The 22,568-nt window shown below is 33.4% G+C and carries 12 protein-coding genes and 1 tRNA gene; 9 read left to right on the forward strand and 4 right to left on the reverse strand.

The genetic code is table 11. The features are described from left to right. Nucleotides 1-106: 106 nt before the first annotated feature. The gene (locus tag HM986_RS03030; protein WP_179333596.1) at nucleotides 107-1,153 is read right to left on the reverse strand and encodes a LacI family DNA-binding transcriptional regulator; all 1,047 of its coding nucleotides are present in this window, start codon (nucleotides 1,151-1,153) and stop codon (nucleotides 107-109) included. A gap of 358 nt (nucleotides 1,154-1,511) precedes the next feature. Here HM986_RS03030 and HM986_RS03035 point away from each other — a divergent pair, with 358 nt between their 5' ends. The 4 genes from HM986_RS03035 (at nucleotide 1,512) to HM986_RS03050 (ending at nucleotide 10,486) form a co-directional block, all read left to right on the forward strand. Then, nucleotides 1,512-4,442 (forward strand): SusC/RagA family TonB-linked outer membrane protein, encoded by a 2,931-nt coding sequence (locus tag HM986_RS03035; protein WP_179333597.1) that lies wholly within the window; start codon nucleotides 1,512-1,514, stop codon nucleotides 4,440-4,442. 14 nt (nucleotides 4,443-4,456) lie between these two features. After that, a complete protein-coding gene (locus tag HM986_RS03040) occupies nucleotides 4,457-6,382 on the forward strand; it encodes a RagB/SusD family nutrient uptake outer membrane protein (protein WP_179333598.1) in 1,926 nt (641 codons plus the stop codon). Nucleotides 6,383-6,398: 16 nt separating this feature from the next. After that, nucleotides 6,399-7,538 (forward strand): SusF/SusE family outer membrane protein, encoded by a 1,140-nt coding sequence (locus HM986_RS03045; protein WP_179333599.1) that lies wholly within the window; start codon nucleotides 6,399-6,401, stop codon nucleotides 7,536-7,538. Nucleotides 7,539-7,603: 65 nt separating this feature from the next. Continuing rightward, complete coding sequence (locus HM986_RS03050; protein WP_179333600.1) at nucleotides 7,604-10,486, forward strand: alpha-amylase family glycosyl hydrolase; 2,883 nt, start codon at nucleotides 7,604-7,606, stop codon at nucleotides 10,484-10,486. 136 nt (nucleotides 10,487-10,622) lie between these two features. On the opposite strand, the gene HM986_RS03055 is transcribed toward HM986_RS03050, so the two are convergent. Then, nucleotides 10,623-11,828, reverse strand: coding sequence for an MFS transporter (locus HM986_RS03055; protein WP_179333601.1), 1,206 nt, complete (start codon nucleotides 11,826-11,828; stop codon nucleotides 10,623-10,625). 681 nt (nucleotides 11,829-12,509) lie between these two features. Between HM986_RS03055 and HM986_RS03060 the strand changes: the two genes are divergently transcribed. From HM986_RS03060 to HM986_RS03070, 3 genes are read left to right on the forward strand one after another with little or no spacing between them, the layout of a single operon-like run. After that, the gene (locus tag HM986_RS03060) at nucleotides 12,510-13,679 is read left to right on the forward strand and encodes a Pycsar system effector family protein (protein ID WP_179333602.1); all 1,170 of its coding nucleotides are present in this window, start codon (nucleotides 12,510-12,512) and stop codon (nucleotides 13,677-13,679) included. 16 nt (nucleotides 13,680-13,695) lie between these two features. Continuing rightward, the gene (locus tag HM986_RS03065) at nucleotides 13,696-16,032 is read left to right on the forward strand and encodes a hypothetical protein (RefSeq protein ID WP_218841383.1); all 2,337 of its coding nucleotides are present in this window, start codon (nucleotides 13,696-13,698) and stop codon (nucleotides 16,030-16,032) included. Nucleotides 16,033-16,046: 14 nt separating this feature from the next. After that, entirely contained in the window at nucleotides 16,047-19,712 is a 3,666-nt protein-coding gene (locus tag HM986_RS03070; protein ID WP_179333603.1) for a metallophosphoesterase, read from the forward strand. A gap of 96 nt (nucleotides 19,713-19,808) precedes the next feature. On the opposite strand, the gene HM986_RS03075 is transcribed toward HM986_RS03070, so the two are convergent. After that, nucleotides 19,809-20,039 carry a hypothetical protein gene (locus HM986_RS03075; protein WP_179333604.1) on the reverse strand — a complete coding sequence of 77 codons (231 nt, stop codon included), beginning with the start codon at nucleotides 20,037-20,039 and terminating at the stop codon, nucleotides 19,809-19,811. 345 nt (nucleotides 20,040-20,384) lie between these two features. Then, nucleotides 20,385-20,466: transfer RNA gene (locus HM986_RS03080), tRNA-Leu, on the reverse strand. Nucleotides 20,467-20,620: 154 nt separating this feature from the next. Here HM986_RS03080 and HM986_RS03085 point away from each other — a divergent pair. After that, nucleotides 20,621-22,009, forward strand: coding sequence for a dipeptidase (locus HM986_RS03085; protein ID WP_179333605.1), 1,389 nt, complete (start codon nucleotides 20,621-20,623; stop codon nucleotides 22,007-22,009). Nucleotides 22,010-22,202: 193 nt separating this feature from the next. Further along, nucleotides 22,203-22,568, forward strand: a complete 366-nt coding sequence (locus HM986_RS03090) for a BlaI/MecI/CopY family transcriptional regulator (protein WP_179333606.1) — start codon at nucleotides 22,203-22,205, stop codon at nucleotides 22,566-22,568.

Below are 22,568 nucleotides of genomic sequence, written 5' to 3' on the forward strand. Positions count from 1 at the left end.
TCTGACAAGCTTAGCTTATCAAAACTTATTTCATTGAGAAGTGAAAATATAAGTTTTGATTATGCAACAAAGATAAAAAAGATTTTAAAACAGCAATGAAAAAACTTTATTTGGTAGATTCTCGCTCTATTAGGTCGGTTGTAATAACAACAGTTTGAAATACCTCATCCGCACTATTAAATTCACTCTCTAATTTATTAATTAATAGTTCGGCTGCCTTTTCCCCCATGCGTTGTGCATGTTGACTCACAGTAGTAAGACTCGGTGTAGCGTGTTTTGACAACACACCATCTGTGAACCCAATAACCTGAACATCATTAGGGACATCGAGTCCTAATCTTCGAGCGACTTTCATAGCCAATAAGGCATAAATTTCATTCACCGCAAAAACACCATCTAACTTGGGATTGAATTGAAATAACTGCTCTATCTCTTTTTCTAATGCCTCTAAATGTGCTTCGTAATCTAAAGATTCGTCAATTTTTAAAATTAATTCTGCTTTTGGTGGCATTTGGTGCTCTTCTAAAGCTTCAAGATAACCTTGAGTTCTTAGTTTTCCGACACTTACATAATCCTTCGTAGTAATTAAAGCTATTGACTTACAGCCATTGTCTATCAATTTTTCAACTGCTTTTTTTGCTCCATTAAAATCATCAACTATAACTTTATCACATTTTACTTCTGACACCACACGATCAAACATTACAATAGGCATCCCTTGAGTCATTGTTTCATTAAAGTGGTGGTAATCTTGTAACTTTAAGGTTTCCTTAGACATTGATAAAATAAAACCATCAATACTGCCATTGGCAAGCATTTCCATATTAATCACCTCTTTAGAAAACGATTCGTTTGACAATCCAATAATAACATTATATCCTCTTTTATTAGCGACGAGCTCAACTCCACTAATTACTTTAGAAAAGAAATGATGCACAATCTCAGGTATGATTATCCCTATTGTGTTTGTTCTTCTGTTCTTAAGACTTAAAGCAATATTGTTAGGCCTATAGTTATAAAGTTTAGCAAATGCCTGGACTTTTTGTTTGGTATCCTCGCTAATTTCTGCACTATTACGCAAGGCCTTAGATACTGTAGAGATAGAAACATCGAGTTCTCTAGCTATTTGTTTTAATGTTATCTTTCGTTTCATGTATATATTAATTCTCTATTTTTATTATATCTTCTTTAATAATAATTACTCTCCTTAAGTTATAAAGCACTTCATATACTAGATTCTCAAATAAGACAAATATTAAACGAATATAAGTCAAATATTAAATTATCGAATTTTTGACTTCGCAATTTTTCGATATTTTTAATAAAAGATACTCAGTTATTTGCGATTTCACCACTAATGTTCATATTTCAAGAAAAGTTTTTAACACGAAAACGTTTTCGTGACTTTCGTCATCTTTTTTAAATCTCAATTCACATTAAATTTACATAGATTTAACCCGAGAAGTGAAAATATAAATCAATTAAATAAGCAATTAACTTAAATACACTCTATGAAAACAGTTTTAAATGCTTTACTATTCTGTCTCATTATGTTGCCAGCAACATTGATGGCGCAATCTACCGTAACTGGTACTGTGACAGACAAAGCAAACGCCATGCCTCTACCAGGCGTAAATGTTATTATTAAGGGCACTACCAAAGGAACCGCTACGGATTTCGATGGTAAATATTCTTTAGAACTAAGTCAAGGTGACGTTATTGTAATCTCATACCTTGGCTATACTACACAAGAAATTGAGTTTACAGGACAAACCATAATCGATATCGTTATAGAAGAGGATGCTTCTCAATTAGATGAGGTCATACTTGTTGGTTATGGCTCTGTAAAAAAGGATGATTTAACTGGAGCTGCAGACTTATTAAAGTCTGATGATTTCAATCAAGGTCCTCTTGTTTCTGCACAACAATTAATATCCGGTAAAATAGCTGGTGTTTCAGTTACTTCTGGAAGTGGATCTCCAGGTGATGGCCAGAATATTATCATTAGAGGAAATGGGTCTTTATCATTATCTAGTAATCCATTAATCGTATTAGACGGTGTTCCATTAGATGGAGGGGGTGTAGGAGGTTCTAGAAACCCACTTAACCTCATTAATCCTAACGATATTGAAAGTATGACCGTATTGAAAGATGCGTCTGCTACTTCAATTTACGGATCTAGAGGAGCTAATGGTGTAATTATGATTACGACTAAAAAAGGTAAAGACACTGATTTTAGATTTAGCGCAACAACGTCTACAACTATTCATACATCTATAGACAGAGTTGATGTATTAAGTGCTGATCAATTTAGAGGCATCGTCAATAGTCATCCTAATGCGAATGCCGCGACTATGGCACTTTTAGGTAATTCTAATACGAATTGGCAAGATGAAATATATCAAACGGCGTTTGGGCAAGACCATTCTTTTAGTGCGCTAGGTAGTGCATTTGGAGTACCAATGAGAGTTTCACTTGGTCACTCAGACCATGATGGTAATTTAATTGGAGATAATTTCCAAAGAACTACAGCGTCTTTAAATTTATCACCAAAATTCTTTGATGATCATTTAAAATTAGATATTTCTGCTAGAGGAAACTATACCGAAAACACCTTTGCAGACAGAGGAGCAATTGGTAGTGCTAATAGTTTTGATCCTACACAAGCAGTTTATGACCCAAACTCACAGTTTGGAGGTTATTTTTCTTGGATTGATGCTTCAACTGGTCAACAACCTAACTTAGCAGGAACCAATCCTGTTGCCTTATTAAATTTAAGAGATGATAGTTCGGAGGTTAGACGTTATATCTTAAATGCAAAAGCAGATTATAAGTTACATTTCTTCCCAGATATTACTGCAACTATAAGTACTGGTATTGATAAATCTAATAGTAATGGTAGAACTTTAGTTTCTGACTTAATACCAACTTCAGATTTAACATGGAATGGATCGAGAAATACCTATTCTAATATTTCTACAAATCAGTTATTTGATGCTTATTTCACCTATACAAAATCAATAAAAGACGTGCATAATATTAATGCCGTTGCGGGATATTCGTATCAATCATTTGAATATGATAATTTTAGTTACGACAGTGAGGCAGAGGAAGACGGAAATGACTTTGAATTTATAGACAAATCTAAAAATGTATTATTATCCTACTTTGGTCGTTTAAACTACGATTATGATGGGAAGTATTTAGTAACAGCAACTTTAAGAGCTGATGCTTCTTCTAAATTAAATCCAGATGACCGTTGGGGTTATTTCCCTTCTGTAGCATTAGCTTGGAATTTACACAATGAAGACTTTTTAAATGCTAGTAATAATGTAAATGAACTTAAGTTACGTGTTGGTTATGGTGAAGTTGGTAACGTCAATGGTTTAGGTGATTATTTATTTTTAACACGCTATACTGGTAGTCAGTCTACTGCGAATTATCAATTTGGAAATTCATTTTACCAAACGTACAGACCAGATCCTTTAAATGAAGATTTAAAATGGGAAATTGGTAACACCTTTAATATAGGTATAGATTACAGTTTGTTTAATAGAAGAGTTTCTGGTTCGGTTAACTTATACCAAAAACAAACTAAAGACTTAATCGCCTCAGCATCTGTAGATCCTTTTACAAATTTTGGATCTCAAATTGAAAAGAACATTGGAGACATGCAAAACCGAGGTGTAGAATTTACATTAAATCTAATACCTGTAAAAACAGAAGACTTTGAGTGGTCTATAAATTATAATATTTCACTTAATGAAAATGAAATCACTGATTTACCATTTGTACAAGAAACTGGTGGTATTAGTGCAGGAACGGGAAACAATGTACAATTGCACACTGAAGGTGAAGCACCTTATAGCTTTTACGTCTTTCAACAAGTATATGATACTAGCGGAAATCCAATAGAAGGCGCGTTTGTTGATAGAAATGGAGACAACGTTATAAATGATGCTGACAAATACATCTATAAAGATCCTTATGCTGATATCTTAATGGGATTAAACACCAACTTAAGCTATAAACAATGGGATTTGGCTGTTGTTACTAGAGCCAATATAGGAAACTATGCGTACAATGATGTATCAGCGGGAAACTCTTATTTAGATGGTGTAATACCAACAACTAATAACTTTTTATCAAATTTACATTCAAGCTATTTAGATAATGGATTTGTAAATCAATCTAATGAAAACACGTTTTTAAGTAGTCATTATATTGAAGATGCTTCATTCTTTAAAATTGATAATATTACCTTAGGTTATACCTTAGATAATGCTATTAAAGATGTATCCTTAAGATTGTATGGTTCTGTACAGAATGTTGCAACCATAACAGACTATAAAGGCTTAGATCCAGAAATCACTGGTGGTATTGATAGTAATTTCTATCCAAGACCTAGATCATTTGTTTTTGGAGTAAATGTAGATTTTTAAAAAATAATTGAATTATGAAAAATAGAATGAAACAAATTATTTTTATTGTTACTATCTCGCTTTTTATGACGGCATGTCATGATGATTTAAATCAAGATCCAATTGATCCAGATAGTTTCACCGAACAAGATGTTTTTGTAGACATCACTGAGGCTAAAGGTGCTTTAGCCAAACTCTATGCTAGTTTAGCATTAACCGGACAGCAAGGGCCTGCAGGTCAACCAGATATTTCTGGAATTGATGAAGGAGCCTCGCAGTACACACGTATGCTATTTAACCTTAATGAATTAACTACAGACCACGCTGTGGTAGGTTGGGGAGATCCAGGATTACCAGATTTACATGGTTTATATTGGTCTGCCGGAAACGATTTTACTGGTGCTATGTATTTACGTTTGGCACAAGAGGTTTCGTTTACAAATGCTTTTATACAAAATGCCTCGGCTTTATCTGATGATGAAGCTCAAAGCTATATTGCTGAAGCGCGCTTTTTAAGAGCTTTTGCTTATTATAACTTAATTGACTTTTATGCGAATGTACCTTTAGTAACACAAATTACTACAGATTTACCTTCTCAAAGTTCTAGAACAGATTTATTTAATTATGTAGAGTCTGAATTATTAGAAATTCAAGATTTACTATCAGAATCTAATGAATATGGTCGTGTAGATAAGGTGGCAGCATGGGCATTATTGTCTAAGTTATATTTGAATGCTGAGGTTTGGACAGGAACCGCTCGTTATACTGATTGTGTTATTTACTCTGAGAATGTAATGAACTCATCATATGTTATTAATACAACAGATGCAAATGGTAATGGTTCAGCTTATGATGAATTATTTTTAGCAGATAACAATTCTAACGGAGCTCAAAACGAATTTATTTTTGCCTTAAATTTTGACGGTATTCAGTCTCAAACTTATGGAGGATCAACATTTATAGTTCATGCAGCAACAGGAGGTAGTATGGATCCACTAAGTTTAGGTGTTAATGGTGGCTGGGGAGGCTACAGAACAACTAAAGCGCTTGTAGAAAAATTTGATTACAACTTAGTCGTTCAAGAACTCTCAGATATTAATAATGCATTAGGAGCTATAACTGATTGGGGAATCGTTGGTGATGGGACTCCAAATGGTTGGGATGGTCCAGACACTGAAATGTTTGAAATAGCTACAAATAAATTTGCTTTATATACTGAGTTAACAGATGGATTTTTAAAATTCAGGTTTAATGAAGATTGGGGAAATAATTATGGAGATACTGGGGCTGATGGAATTTTAGAAGCTGCAGGGGATAATATTCCTGTAACTGCAGGTGAATATTACATTACTTTTGACCTAGACAATTTAACGTACACTATTGAAGCTGTTAATTTTAACACATTACTAGAATCTTATATAGAAGGTGACCACAGAGCGATGTTCTATACCGATGGTCAAAGCTTAGAAATAGAGAGCATTCCTCCTTTTGATCAAGGTTATGCGGTAACTAAGTTTAAAAACATTGACTCAAACGGTAATCAAGGAAATGATAGTAGTGGAGAATTTGTAGATACAGATATCCCTATTATTCGTTTGGCTGAAATCTATTTAAATTATGCAGAAGCTAACCTAAGAGGTGGTGGAGGTGATAATAACAGAGCAGTTTCAGCAATAAATGAGCTAAGAGCAAGAGCTTATGGTGATGCATCTGGAAATATTTCATCTTCAGATCTAGACTTAGGTTTTGTTTTAGATGAGCGTTCTCGTGAATTATATTGGGAAGGTCAAAGACGTACTGATTTAATTCGTTTTAATTCATTTACAACAAATGCTTACTTATGGCCTTTTAAAGGAAACCAAGCCAATGGAGCTTCAGTTAGTTCATTTAGAAATATATTTCCAATTCCATCAAACACCATATCAACTAACCCTAATTTAATTCAAAATGACGGATATTAATAAAACATTCAAAACAATGAAAACTATAAAATTTATAGCGCTATTACTTATCACTGCAATTAGCTTTAATGCATGTGATACTGACGACAGTTTAACATATATTGCGCAACCTAATGGTGAATTAGTTTTTACAAATTCATTTCAATCAGAATATCTTTTAATACCTTCTATTTCAGCAAATCTAGGAGAACGTTTTACATGGGGTGATGCTGATTTTGATATAGAAACAAACATTAATTACGAATTACAAAAATCGATAATTGGTGATTTTAGCGATATGGAGATTGTAGGAACGACTAACGAAAATTCCTATGCTGTTACTATTGGTAATTTATTAGATTACGCAGAAGAAGCTGGTTTAGATGCTGACCCAAATACAGAAGATATACCAGATGCTGGTAGTGTATATTTTAGAGTAAGAGCTACTGTAGGAACAGATGCTACCTTAGAAATAATTTCTGAAACTGAAGCGTTAAACTTAAGACTTCTTGGGGGTGATATTGACGTTGAAGAAACTTTCAAAAATTTATTTTTAATTGGTGACGCTACTGCAGCAGGATGGGATAATTTAAATAACAACACCCCTTTAGTTAGACATCCTGATAATGAAAATATCTATAGTTATACAGGTTATTTTTCGCCAGATGCTACCAATCCTGAAGGCTTTAAATTAATTGAAGTATTAGGACAATGGCAACCACAATGGGGAGCTGGTGCAAACACAGGAGAAGCAGCTGTAAATGATGGTAGTACAGACGACCCATCAGCATTTGTAATCTCTGCAGATGGTTATTATGCATTTAATTTAAACATTGATGAAATGACCTATACGTTAGAAACTTATGATGCTTCAGCAGCTGCAACATATGCTACTATTGGTATCATTGGAGATTCAACTGCAGGAGGTTGGGATGCAGACACTGATATGACGCAAACAACGTTCGATCCACATATTTGGAATATGAATGGTGTAGAATTAGGTGATGGTTTCCTAAAATTCAGAGCAGATGATGCATGGGATATTAGTTGGGGTAGTGCAAATGCTATAAGTGGTTTTGGAGACCTAGGAGGAGCAGATATACCGGTTACGGCTGGAACTTATAACATTTGGTTTAATGACCTAGATGGTAGCTACATTTTAATAGCTGTAGAATAATAAACATATTTAAAAAAAAGGCTATGAATTATCATAGCCTTTTTTTAGCTTTTAAAAATCTTATTATGAAAAAAATCTTACTTAATTTGTTGTTATTACTTCCTTTAATAGCAATCGCTCAAGTTACAACTAGCACTAGTCCTATTTTAGTAAACGAAACGGTTACGATAACAATCGATACCAATAGTACTGAGACAGACTGTAATGGTTTTAATAACCCATCAAAAGTTTATGCACATTTAGGTGTGGGAAATGAAAGTGATGAATACGGAATTGCCGTTATAGGAAATTGGGGATTTGACGATGGTGTTGGTGAAATGACAAACAATAATGATGGCACTTGGAGTATTACCATTACTCCAAACACTTATTTTGGTCTAAGTACGGCTGAAGAAAATAGTGTAACCAAAATGGGAATGGTTTTTAGAAATGAAGATGGATCTCAACAATTTAAAGCTTCCGGATGTGCTAACTTTATTTTCAATGTTGGTGCTTTTCAGGTTACAATGATTAACCCTTCAGCAAGTGCAAATGGAATTGTTGTTGTTAATAATGGTGCTAACACTCAAATTTTAGCTCAAAACACAGGAGGACCTGCTAATTATGAACTTTTCGTAAATGGAACTAGTGTTCACACACAAAACAATACAACATTTTACAATGGCTATTTGTTTTCTAATTTAACTCAAAACCAAAATTGCGAATTAATTATCACACAAGGATCTTCAACGATCTCTAAGCAATTTTCAATAATTGTTAATAGTACAGTTATTGAAACATTGCCTGCAAATATGATAGATGGAATTAATTATAATTCTTCTGACCCTACAAAAGCCACTTTAGTTGTGGATGCTCCTAATAAAGATTTTATATATGTCGCTGGAAGTTTTAACGATTGGAATCCTACAAGTACATATGCGATGAAAAAAGATAACTCATCAACAAAATTTTGGATTGAGTTAACTGGTTTAACAGCTGGTGAAATTGAAACTTACCAATATTGGGTTGGCGATGCAAGTCCAATATCTGGATCGCCTTCATTGGTTAAAGTAGCAGACCCGTACTCTCCTTTGGTTTTATCTCCTTTTGATGATCCCTATATTTCGGCTTCAACATATCCAAATATGCCAGCTTACCCTGCGGGTCAAGAACGTGAAGTAACCGTACTACAAACCGGACAAACCCCTTACAATTGGGAAGTTACTAATTTCACAAAGCCCGTTAAAGAAGATTTAGTTATTTATGAGGTTTTAATTAGAGATTTTGATGCTGATCGTAATTTTCAAGATATTATTGATAGAATTGATTATTTCAAAAATCTAAATGTCAATGCTATTGAATTATTACCGATAATGGAATATGAGGGGAACGAAAGTTGGGGTTACAACACGTCTTTTCATATGGCTATTGATAAGTTTTATGGAACACGAGAAAAATTTAAAGAACTCGTTGATATTTGCCACCAAAACGGTATTGCTGTTATTTTAGATATTGCTTTTAATCATGCTTACGGAAGAAATCCAATGGTTAGAATGTGGATGGATGATTCAGATGGTGATGGTTGGGGAGGTCCTTCAACCGAAAACCCTTATTTTAATGTCTTACCTACACACTCATATAGTGTTGGTAATGATTTTAATCACAGTTCAGATTATACTAGAGACTATGTAAAACAAGTTGTAGAATATTGGATTGAAGAATATAAAATCGATGGTTTCCGTTGGGATTTAACAAAAGGATTTACACAAAATTGTGGGAATGGTTCTGATGGCGGAGATGAAGGCTGCACCGGAAACTACCAACAAGACCGTGTGGATGTTTTAAAAGAATATGCCGATCATTCATGGTCATTAGACCCTGATCATTATGTGATTTTTGAGCATTTAGGATCTGACAATGAAGAAAAAGAATGGGCTAATTACAGACTTAGTGAAGGGAAAGGTGTGATGATGTGGGGAAATATGAATAACCAATACGCAGAAATCACAATGGCTGAAAGTGGTAACAAAAACATCAACAGAATGGGACATAAAGCACATTCTGGTTTCAACGGACCAAGATTGGTTGGTTATACTGAAAGTCATGATGAAGAACGTCTAATGTACAAAAATGTAGCCTTTGGTAACACTAGCAATAGCAGTCATAATGTACGCGATTTAAATACCGCATTGTCTAGAATGTCTGCATTAGGTGCTGTTTCTGTAATGGTACCTGGTCCAAAAATGATATGGCATTTTGGAGAACTAGGAATGGATACTTCTATTTTTACGTGTAACGATGGGAGCTATAATAACGACGGTTGTAAATTAGATACAAAACCTCAACCACAATGGACAAATAATTGGTTAACCGATGCGCTTAGAAGTCAGATTTATGAAGACTGGTCTAAACTACACAAACTTAAAATCGAAGAACCCGTTTTTGAAGGTGATTACGAAATTACTTCAGGAGATTTAACTCCAAGAATTGATATTTTTGATAATTCAATTCCAACTTCAGAATTAAAAAATGTAATTATTTATGCTAATTTTGATGTTGTCTCTCAAAGTATTGACACCAATTTTCCTAGCGGTGTAACCACGACATGGTATGATCTTATGGACGCTACAGGAAACACAACCGTTAGCAACTCTACCTCAACAATTACAATACCTGCTGGTCAGTTTAGAATATTAGGAAACAAAGCTTCAGAGGTGTTACGTGTTAATGATCAGGAATTATTAGGATTCAGTATTTATCCTAATCCGTCACAAACAACATTTAGCATTAATGTTAATGTTTCAAATGTTGAAGTGTACGATCTAACAGGTAAATTAGTGAAATCATTTAAAGGAGATTTTACAAGGGTTGACACTTTTGATGTGTCCTCTTTAAATTCAGGAATGTATATGGTTAAGGTTCAAAATGACAATAACCAAATATTAACGACGAAACTAATTAAGCTTTAATTACTAATTTTTCATATTACATTTATAATAATAAAGGTGCTCAATTGAGCACCTTTATTATTTATAGTAACATCTAATTATGCGTATTCCATTTTCATGATACGTTACGATGCTATGAATTTGGTATAATAGCTAATTATGTATTCGAATCGAGTTGCGGTTGACTAGCGTTCTTAATCTTTCGTTGCCTATAAAGTAAAATTGATATGGCAATTATAGCCCCAGAAAAAGCAAGCGCAGCACCAACTAATGACGACGATGTTACACTAAAACCATAAGCAATTGGTAACCCTGCTAAATATGCACCCATAGCATTTCCCATGTTAAAAGCACTCTGATTCATGGAAGAGCCAAGCATTTCAGAGCCTTTAGCCGTATTAATTATAGCCATTTGTATTGGAGTTGAAATACTAAAAGCAATTAACCCTATTGTAAAAGTTAATACCAAAGCCAATAGTCCGTTAGAAGCAAGAAATGAGTTTACTACTAAAACAATTGCCATAGCTACGAGACTAATCATAACAGAACGCAAAGGCGTAAAAATACTAGCCATTTTTGCTCCTAAAAAATTCCCTACAAACATACCTAACCCTGCAACAATCATAGCATAACTTACGACGTTATCAGAAAAATGTGCCACCTCGGTTAATAATGGAGCAATGTAACTGTACCAAGCAAAAAAACCACCCGTTCCTATAGTTGTAAGTGCAATTAACCCCCAAAGCTCAGGATTTTTAAGCCCCTTATTCTCTTCACTCAAAGGCTGTTTCTCTTCTTTTTTAAATTGTGGCATCCAGTAAAAAATACTAGCTAGAGTTAATAGACCGACAACCCCAACCATTAAAAAAGAAGCACTCCAGTGGTATTGATTTCCTAAATAAGTTCCTATGGGAACACCTATAACATTAGCGACTGTAAGTCCTGAAAACATTACTGCAATAGCTTGGCCCGACTTTCCTTTTTTTGCCAATTTTCCTGCTATCACGGCCCCTACTCCAAAAAATGCACCATGTGGCAGTCCTGATAAAAAACGCACAACCAATAACATATTATAGTCTGATGCAAAAGCGGAAAGCGTATTAAAAACAGTAAACCATACCATTAGCAATAACAGCATACGGTTAGGAGATAATTTATGACTAAAACTCGTTAATAAAGGAGCGCCGACTACCACACCCAAGGCATAAGCTGAAATAAAATGACCAGCTTGTGGGATAGTAATGGCTAAAGAATTGGCTACATTTGGTAAAATGCCCATAATGACAAACTCCGTAAGCCCTATTCCAAAACCACCAATTGCTAACGATAGCAAGGCTTTTCTATTAGAAAATTCAACTTTCATAAATCACTTTTTACGACTAAAATTTAGAGTGCAAATTTCTAAACAAAACCTCAATCTCATCACAAGTTGTTTATCTTATATGTATGCCATTTTACCCTTCTTAATGTTATATTAAAACTCAATAGTTAATTTAGTATAGAAGAACGAATTAGTACAAAATAGAAAGCTAACTTTAACACTTCCAAATTCTTGTTCTAAAAAAACAAAAGTTTACGGCTCTTAGTCAGCCTAAATTATTATAAAAAAGGAAATGAAGACATCAAGAATTTTATCAATATCTTTAGAGAGCATAAGATCCCTGCACGGACTCCGAAAGAAATTAAAAAAAAAGACACAAACTTGTATACCTTTTAGGAACTACGCACCTCCGATTGATGTAATTGTATTAAATTGTCTACTAAATATAGAAAAAGATTAACGTTTATATCTTTTACTGTATTGCGTAACATATTTACCTAACGCTTTAAAAAATAGCCCATAACCTAAAATATTACACAATGGCTTTATGGATAATACTATAATTATCACATCTAGAATCTAGTTTTATTCCTAAATTCTAGATTAAAAAAGTTTTAAACTAAGCTTATGGTGAGTTAAAAACAAAATTCATTACACTTCATTTATAAAAAATGATAGTAAATATCACTTTATTCGACTATTAAAACAACGTAAATTTGTAATATGGAAGAAAATCTTTTATTCGATGTAGAAATATATGTTGCAGAACTGCTAAATAAGCAGTTAGCTTCAACCAACTATTATCACAATGCTATTCACACCAGAAATGTTGTCGCTAGTATTGCTGAATTAGCTAGTAACGAACAGTGTACTGAAAACGAGACTTTGGCCTTGTTATTAGCCGGCTGGTTTCATGATACGGGTTTCATTCATACAGATATTGGTCATGAAGAAGAAAGTGTTAAGATTGCTCACGCGTTTTTAAAGGAACGTCATCTTTCTGAAGAAACACTTAAACAAGTGGAGCAATTAATTCTAGCAACAAAAATTGAGCTTAAACCAAATAATAAATTAGAATCTATAATTAGAGATGCCGATTGTGGCCATATTGCTTCTAATAACTATTTAGATAGTTCAGAGAATCTGTTTAAAGAAATGAATGCAAAAAACGGCAATCATATTTCTAACATTGAATGGATGGAACAGAACCTTGCCTTTCTTAAAAAGCATTCGTTTTATTCCGATTCCGCGAAACAAATTTGGCAGCCTAAAAAGGAGCTTAACCTATTAGAAATTCAAAAAGAGATATATAAATTATCGCAGAAAAAGAAGAAGAAAAAAAAGAAGAGCAAAAAATTTGGTAGAGGTGTCGAAACCATGTATCGTGTACAATTAAAAAATCATATAGAACTAAGTGCTATTGCAGACACCAAAGCCAACATACTGCTTTCTGTAAACGCTATTATTATTTCGGTTGCTTTATCTAATTTAATTCCGAAGCTCGATAATCCTTCAAATTTATTTTTAGTTTATCCGACTTTAATCTTAACCCTTTCTAGTGTGGCATCTATAATATTATCGGTATTATCTACGCGTCCTAAAATATCTAATGTCGCCATCACTAAAGACATGATTAAGGAGAAAAAAACAAACATCCTGTTTTTTGGAAATTTTCATAAAATGAATTTGCAAGATTTTGAATGGGGAATCGACTACTTAATGGATAATGAAGACACCTTATACAATTCACTTACAAAAGATTTGTATTATTTAGGTTTGGTGCTTAATAGAAAATACAAATTATTAAGAATTACGTATACCGTTTTTATGTTCGGAATTATTATATCGGCAGCATCATTTATATATAGTTATTATATAAACATGCCTTTATAGTATAAATTTAAAATGTATGAAAAATAAAACTACAGGCCCCTTTAAGGTAAATATATCATTACGCTTACTAAAAGATAAGTTTACCCGTTTACTAGACTCAAATAATGTTGCAGTGCAAACACAGGCTAAGCAAGCATTAGAATTATTTGATAAGCACCCTGTTTTATCAGCCGGATCAACTACAACGGAAGATTTCTTAAAGAATAAGCCGATTATAGATCAGCTAATGTCTTATATCTTCCCTTCAGCTTTATCTGAAAATGAAATAAAAGCTGCCGTTACTCCGTATACTAGCGACGTTTTTTATTGCAGTTCAAGATTAGAACATATTATCAGCAATGCAGAAGTGAGCGATACTATTTTTAATGAATTGTATAAGGACTATGAAGATTCTTTTGATCTACTCACCTATGCTATTATATTAAATATCCATTACAAATTCAATGTCGATTTTGAAAGGCCAAAAACCTTATCTATTATAGACAAAAACGGAAACAGAAAGCGTTATCGTGTGGCTTTTAATGCTGATTTTCTAGACATCTATCCTAATGACAATGCTATTGAAATTACAGATGAAATATTAGACGAATTGTTAAGCAATGCAAATAGTCTTGAAATCTGGGAAAAGTACTTTCCAAAAGACTCTTGGACCATCGAAGGCTTTGGCATAGTGAATCTTATAGATACCTCTTTAGACGAACGCATCGATGATTTTAAAACCCACTTAATAGAACCTAATAGCGAAAGCTTTCAATATTTAATTGAAGATATTAGACGCATATTTAACAATCCGCAGTTACAACTTGGGAGCTATAGTGTAGAACATGATAAAATCATTTCTCCTTTTGATAGAAATTTTAATATGTTAACGCTAGTAGCGGATGAAGATGTTAATATTAATGAATACGCTTGCGGACACATTAACTGTCAGCTTTTTAAAGATCGTAAGCCTATTATTATTTCAAATGTAGAAACGTATCACAAAAAAAGCGGTGGTAACAGACTAAGTAATGCTTTATTAAAAAAAGGCTTAAAAAGTGTTGCGCTTATTCCTGTTCCTGTTAATGGAGAATTAGGTTTTATAATAGAGTTAGCAGCCTTTAAACCTAACCAGCTTAATGCCATTAATATGGTAAAGTTAGATACCATTTTGCCTTTCATTATAAGCTATTCTAAACGTACGTTTTCTGAACACCAAAATGAAATCAGTGCCATAATACAACAAGAATGCACGGCTATACACCCTTCTGTACAGTGGCGTTTTGAAGAAGAAGCTAGTAAATACATACAAGAACGAAATTTCGGAGAAAATCCGGTATTTAAAGAGATTGTATTTAAAGATGTCGTTCCTCTTTTTGGGCAAATCGATGTGGTTGGCTCATCTAATGCAAGAAATGAAGCCATTAGAATTGACCTCACAAGGCAATTAGAAAAGAGTAAAAACATTCTTAATAATAGGATTAAAATAAGTTTGCCTTTTTACGAACAGTTAATTTTTCAAATTGATAACTATTTAAGTGAATTAAAATTCAATTTCCACACCAATTCAGAACAAGAAATTAATATCTTTTTCGAAAAACAACTCTTTCCTTTATTCGAACATTTTCAGAATAATTCTAAAGGAGTTGAAGATGTTGAAGAATTTCTTAAAACGATTGATAAAGCAACAAGTAGTTTATATGATGCCCGAAAAGCTTATGATACTACTATTGAGAAAGGAAACAAGGCCTTGTCTTCATTTTTAGACCAACAACAACTTAGGGCTCAAGAAATATTTCCACATTATTTTGAAAAATTTAAAACCGATGGAATTGAGCATAATTTATATATAGGGCAATCTATCTCAAAGCATTTAAACTATCATCCAACTGTTTTGTACAATTTACGTTTGTGGCAACTTCAAGTGACTTGCGAAATGGAAGCGATGTACTACGAAAAGCAAAAAGATTTTCCTTTACAATTAGAAGTAGCATCCTTAATACTTGCATATGACATTCCCATTACAATTCGCTATCGTATAGATGAAAAACAATTTGATGTAGATGGAGCTTATAATGTACGTTACGAAATGATTAAAAAACGTATTGATAAAGCTCACATCAAAAACACAAACGAACGTTTAACACAACCGCACAAACTTTCTGTAGTGTACTCTAGCAATGCCATAGAAAAAGAATACTTGGCTTATTTTGAATTTTTACAAGCTAAAAATTATATTGAAAATGATTTCGAAATAGTAGAATTAGAAGAACTTCAAGGTGCAAGTGGAATGAAAGCGCTTAGAGTAAGTATAAACAGAAAGCTTAAAAAAGTATCGGATATTTTTACAGTAGAAGATTTACAAACCGCATAATAATTGATAAAAGAATGAAAGCAAAACTACTATTTAGTTTAATTAGCATGGGATTAATGATTAACAGCTGTGCGACTTATAATTCTCACAATGTTAATGCTAGTGCTAAAGAAATTAAACATATTGATAAGAACACTACCAACTTATTTTTAATTGGAGATGTAGGAAAGCCTGAAGAGGATGGCTCAGCACCAAAAACTCTATTAAAATTACAAAATCAATTTGGTAAAGCAGACAAAGATGATTTCCTTCTTTTTCTTGGAGATAATATATATCCACGCGGCATGCCTTTAAAAAATGATAAAGCCATTAAAGCGGCTGAACATGCCCTAAAGCTTCAGTTAGATGTTGCTAAAACATTTCCTGGAAGTGTTTATTTCATTCCAGGAAACCACGATTGGTATAGCGGTTTAAAAGGCCTAAAGGAACAAGAAAAAATGGTTGAAGATGCCTTAGGAAAGAATACATTTCAACCAGAAAACGGCTGTCCTATTGAAAAGATAGACATTAGTGATGATATTGTAATGTTGATTGTAGATTCGCATTGGTACGTTACCAACTGGAATAATCACCCAACAATTAATGATGATTGCGAAATAAAAACTAGAGCTGATTTTTTAGACGAATTTAGAGGGGAAATAAAAAAAGCGCGAGGCAAAGTTACTTTAGTTGCCATACACCATCCTATGTATAGTAACGGGCCACATAACGGACGTTATGGTGTAAAAGAAAACATGAAACCTTTACCTGTTCTTGGAACTCTAAAAAATATTTTAAGAACATCTACTGGTATTGTAAATGCTGATTTTTCTAATCCATTTTATAACGAATTAAGGAAAAATCTAATTGCGACGGCTCAACAAAATGAAAATGTAATTTTTGTATCAGGACATGAGCACAACTTACAATATCTAGAGTTCGATAATGTGTCTCAAATCGTAAGTGGTTCGGGTTCTAAAACTACACCTTTAAGAATCCGTAATTCTGATAATTACGGACATGCCATCCCTGGTTATGCTGTATTAAACATAGGAAATGATAAAGCCGTGGACGTTCAGTTCTTTAATTCAACTTCTGAGGAAGTGGAGTTTTATAAACAAATAAAACAACCCGAACAAGCTTCTGAAACTACATATGCCAAAATAACTTCAGATTCTATAAGTGCTTCAATTTATTCAAAAGAAGACACTAATAAATCTGGCTTTTATAAATTCTTATGGGGCGATCGCTACAGAGATGAATACAGTACAAATGTAAAAGCGAGGGTCGTTAATTTAGACACCTTAATGGGGGGCTTAAAACCTTTTAGAAAAGGTGGTGGTACACAATCAAAAACGCTTCATTTAACTACCTCTAAAGGAAAACGCTATGTAATGCGTGCTATGAAAAAGCAAGCAGACCAATTTATGCAATCTGCTATTTTTAAAGATCAGTATGTTGAAGGGCAATTTACAGAAACAGCATCCGAAGATTTATTAGAGGATATTTTTGCCGGTGCCTATCCATACGCCCCTTTTGCAGTAGGAGCATTATCTAATGCTATAAACCTATCCCATTTAAATCCCAAATTATATTATATCCCAAAACAAAGTGCTTTAGGGGTTTATAACGAAGATTTTGGAAACGAACTTTACCTCTTTGAAGAACACCCTTCTGATGGTCATAACGAATTAGCTGCAGGAAATTTTACAGGAGAGATTGTGAGCACCGTAGATATGCTGCAAGATGTGTTAAGCGACGAATCTAAAATTATAGACGAAAAAGAATTTATTAAAGCCCGATTGTTTGATATGCTCATTGGAGATGCAGACAGACATCAAGATCAATGGCGTTGGTTAGTATTTGAAAACGATGGAAAAACAATTTATAAACCCTTACCAAGAGATAGAGATTTTGCGTTTTCTAAAATGTCTGATGGTTTTTTGTTTGCCTCTGGCGTAGCACTTATTCCTGCGGCAAGAAAATTTAGAAAATATGAAGATGATTTAAAAGATGTCAAAGGATTTAATGTGTCTGGATTTTCATTAGACGTAGCCTTTATTCCAGAGTCTAGTAAGTTAGATTGGGATGAACAGGTGCAATTCATTCAATCTCAAATTACGGATGCCGTTATAGATGACGCGTTTAACGATATTCCTAAAGAAGTAGACCCGCAATCTATTATTGAAATTAAAAAGATTTTAAAAGAAAGGCGGGCTAATCTTCAAAAAATTTCAGATAGATATGTTAAACTAATTAGTCGATATGCTATTGTAACAGGAACAAATAAAGATGACTATATCCATGTTAAAGCTTTAGAAAATGGTAAAGTCGAGGTATCGCTATTTCGTAAAAAAGATGATACTATTAAAGATCGTTTTCATCATAAAATCTATGAACCAAAATCAACTAAGGAAATCTGGATTTATGGATTAGACGATGATGATAGCTTTGTAGTTGAGGGCAAAATCTCTAAAATTAAAGTTCGTTTTATTGGTGGACAAAACAATGATGACTACAAAGTAGAGTCGGGTAAAAACATAGTTATATACGATTATAAATCGAAGAAAAATGACCTATCACAAGCTAAAACGGCCCGAATTAAATTAACAGACGATTATAATACAAACGTGTATGATTATCGAAAAATTAAAAATAATGTTAATCAAATCATTCCTACCCTAGGTGCAAATCCAGACGACGGATTAAAAATAGGTTTAACTAATACCTACACCGTTTATGGTTTTGAACGCAACCCATTTACATCACAGCACCAACTTAAAGCCGCCTATTATTTTGCTACTGAAGGTTATGAACTAAACTACAAAGGTGAGTTTGCAAATGTAATTGGAAACTTAAACTTTGGATTTCAAGCGCATTTTCAAAGTCCTAATTATAGCGTCAATTTCTTTGGTTACGGAAATGAAACCGAAAATTCTGATGACGACTTTGGCTTAGACTATAACCGAGTTAAAACTAGAGTTTTTAGATTAAGTCCACAGCTTATCTGGAATTCTAAGCGGGGAAGCCTTGTTCATTTTGGTATCAGTTATGAGGTCAATGAAATTCAAAATAGTGATAATCGTTTTGTTTCAGATAACAATTTATTACCAAGCTATGTCTTTGATGAAGAGCACTTCGGGGGTATCAATGCAAGCTATACCTACTCTAATTACGATAATGAAGCTTACCCAACCAATGGAATGAATTTCTCTATTGAAACAGGTTATAAAGATAATTTAGAAGTTAGCAATCGTAATTTTGGATATCTTATAACTGATATAGCCTTTGCAAGAAAATTAAATCCATCAGGACGTTTGGTTTTCGCCACTAAATTAAAAAGTCATTTGAATTTTGGAGATGGTTTCGAATTCTATCAAGCTGCTTCCATAGGTGGACTCGATGGCTTAAGAGGTTATAGAAATCAACGTTTTACCGGGAAGAATGCCTTTTATCAAAATACAGATTTGAGATATAGTTTCAATCGTATGAAAACAAAACTAATTCCTATTAAACTAGGCATGTATGGAGGCTTCGATTATGGTCGTGTTTGGATCGACGACGACACCTCTGAAAAATGGCATAATGCCTATGGCGGTGGATTTTTTGTTAATGCTATAGATTTACTATCGGCAAATTTAGGAGTCTTTAATTCTTCTGATGGTATTAGAATCTCCTTTGGAATGGGCTTTGACTTTTAAAGTCTAAATTATCAACACTTTATGTAATAACAAATAAAAAGGTGCTCAATTGAGCACCTTTTTATTTGTTATTACAATTATAATCACGCTTTAAAATTATACGTGAAATGTATTTGTAAACACTGTTGATTTAATAAAAAAGCTTTTGAAGGAATTATACGAGCTCATAACACTAGACTGTAATTTTCCATTACGAGATTCCTTACCTGTTGTTTTAACAATCGAATCCTGGATTTTTATACGATTCGAATTTTCTTTTTTATCTGCGATATAAGCTGAATAGGAAATCGGCTGCCAGATCGTAGGGTTTATTGCTATATTTTTCATAATGTCTTGTTTTAAATTAATAGAAGAGAGTTATTTAATTTCTCTGGTACAAAATTCGGAAGAAAAATATAGTCACAGCATTACCCTTTTATCATATATATATTCTATATTAACAACGTACCCGAAACAAAACTATATTAAAGATAATATAACACACTTTTAAGGTAATTATATAAATAGTCACCTAATTTATTTTTTGATAATTCATCATACTTTTAAAAAATTACGATGTTAAGAAATGAAGTTAAATCTTAAGTGTTTCAGACCTTTTATTATAACACCATAGAAACAGAATTATAACAAACAAAAAAAGCCTCTCAAAAATGAGAAGCTTTTCTTACTTTGTACAGGCGGAGAGACTCGAACTCTCACACCTCGCGGCACTAGATCCTAAGTCTAGCGTGTCTACCAATTCCACCACGCCTGCATTCATCCAATAAATATTGGGTTGCAAATATAAACAATTGTTTGAATAAACAAATATTTAATTTTCAAGAATTCTAAATGATTTCTTAAAGTTTGTTCATGATTAACATATTCCTCTTTAAATTCCTACTTTTGATTAAAATCAAAGCGCTATTATGCAATCTATAAAATCTTATATCAACGATAATAAAGATCGATTTCTTAACGAACTCATCGACTTATTAAAAATCCCATCAATTAGTGCAGACTCTGTGTACAAATCTGATGTTCTAAAAACAGCTGATGCCGTAAAAATAAGCCTAGAAAAAGCAGGATGCAACCATGTGGAAATATGTAAAACTGAAGGCTACCCTATTGTTTATGGTGAAAAAATAATTGATAAAAATTTACCAACTATATTGGTATATGGTCATTATGACGTGCAACCACCAGATCCATTAGACTTATGGAATTCACCTCCTTTTGATCCTATCATTCAGAAAACAGAATTACATCCGGAAGGCGCCATTTTTGCCAGAGGTGCTTGTGATGATAAAGGTCAAATGTATATGCATGTGAAAGCCATGGAATACATGACAACTAATAACGAGTTGCCTTGTAATGTAAAATTTATGATTGAAGGTGAAGAAGAAGTTGGAAGTGTAAACTTGGCAAAATTTGTAGCAAATAACAGAGAAAAATTAGCCAATGATGTCATTTTGATTTCAGATACTGGAATGATAGCACCAGATGTACCATCAATTACTACCGGCTTAAGAGGTTTAAGTTATGTTGAAGTTGAAGTTACAGGACCAAACCGTGATTTACATTCTGGACTATACGGTGGAGCTGTCGCCAATCCGATTAACGTGTTAACTAAAATGATTGCATCGCTTCATGATGAGAACAATCATATTACCATTCCTGGTTTTTATGATAAGGTTGAAAACTTATCGGATGCAGAACGTGCTGAAATGGCAAAAGCACCATTTTCTCTTGACGCCTATAAGAAATCACTAGATATTGATGCAGTTTATGGTGAAGCAGGTTATACCACTAACGAACGGAACTCTATCCGTCCAACACTAGATGTTAACGGAATTTGGGGAGGTTACACAGGCGAAGGAGCTAAAACAGTCATTGCAAGTCAAGCTTTTGCTAAAATATCAATGCGTTTAGTGCCTAACCAAGAATGGGAAGAGATTACAGAATTGTTTAAAACACATTTTGAGAGTATCGCTCCAAAAGGTGTGACTGTAAAAGTAACGCCTCATCATGGTGGCCAAGGTTACGTAACGCCAATTGATAGTTTAGGTTACAAAGCGGCATCTAAAGCCTATGAAGAAACTTTTGGAAAAACACCAATTCCACAACGTAGTGGAGGAAGTATTCCTATTGTGTCCCTTTTTGAACAAGAATTAAATAGTAAAACGATCTTAATGGGCTTTGGCTTAGATAGCGATGCGATTCACTCACCAAACGAACATTTTGGAGTATGGAATTACCTAAAAGGTATTGAAACTATTCCATGGTTTTATAAATATTTTACAGAATTATCAAAATAATTAAGTGATTTAAAAACACTTATTTAATTTCAAAAAAGCCTTATGATTAGCACTAATCATAAGGCTTTTTCATTTTAAATCCCCCAAAACTAATCACTTAATAAAACTATTCACACACTTAATTCCTACTCTACATTTGTAGAATCAAAATATATACTCTACATTTGTAGAGTTAATTCTAAAAACGTAGAGCATGCAACTTTCTAAAACTGAAGAACAACTAATGCAACACCTCTGGAAACTCGACAAAGCTTTTATGAAAGATTTGCTAGAGAGTTACCCGGAACCAAAACCTGCCACTACAACCGTTGCCACCTTACTAAAACGAATGATTGGTAAAGGTTTTATTGATTATAAAACCTTTGGTAAATCTAGAGAGTATTTTCCATTAGTAAAAAAAGAAGATTATTTCTCTAAGCATGTTAATGGACTCATTAAAACCTTTTTTAATGATAGCGCTTCGCAGTTTGCGTCCTTTTTTACACGTAAAACGGATTTATCTACAGACGAATTAGAAGCGCTTAAAAAAATTATAGACACAGAAATTAAAAACCGATAA

Origin of the sequence: Winogradskyella costae (assembly GCF_013403865.1) — a bacterium.
GTDB lineage: Bacteria > Bacteroidota > Bacteroidia > Flavobacteriales > Flavobacteriaceae > Winogradskyella > Winogradskyella costae.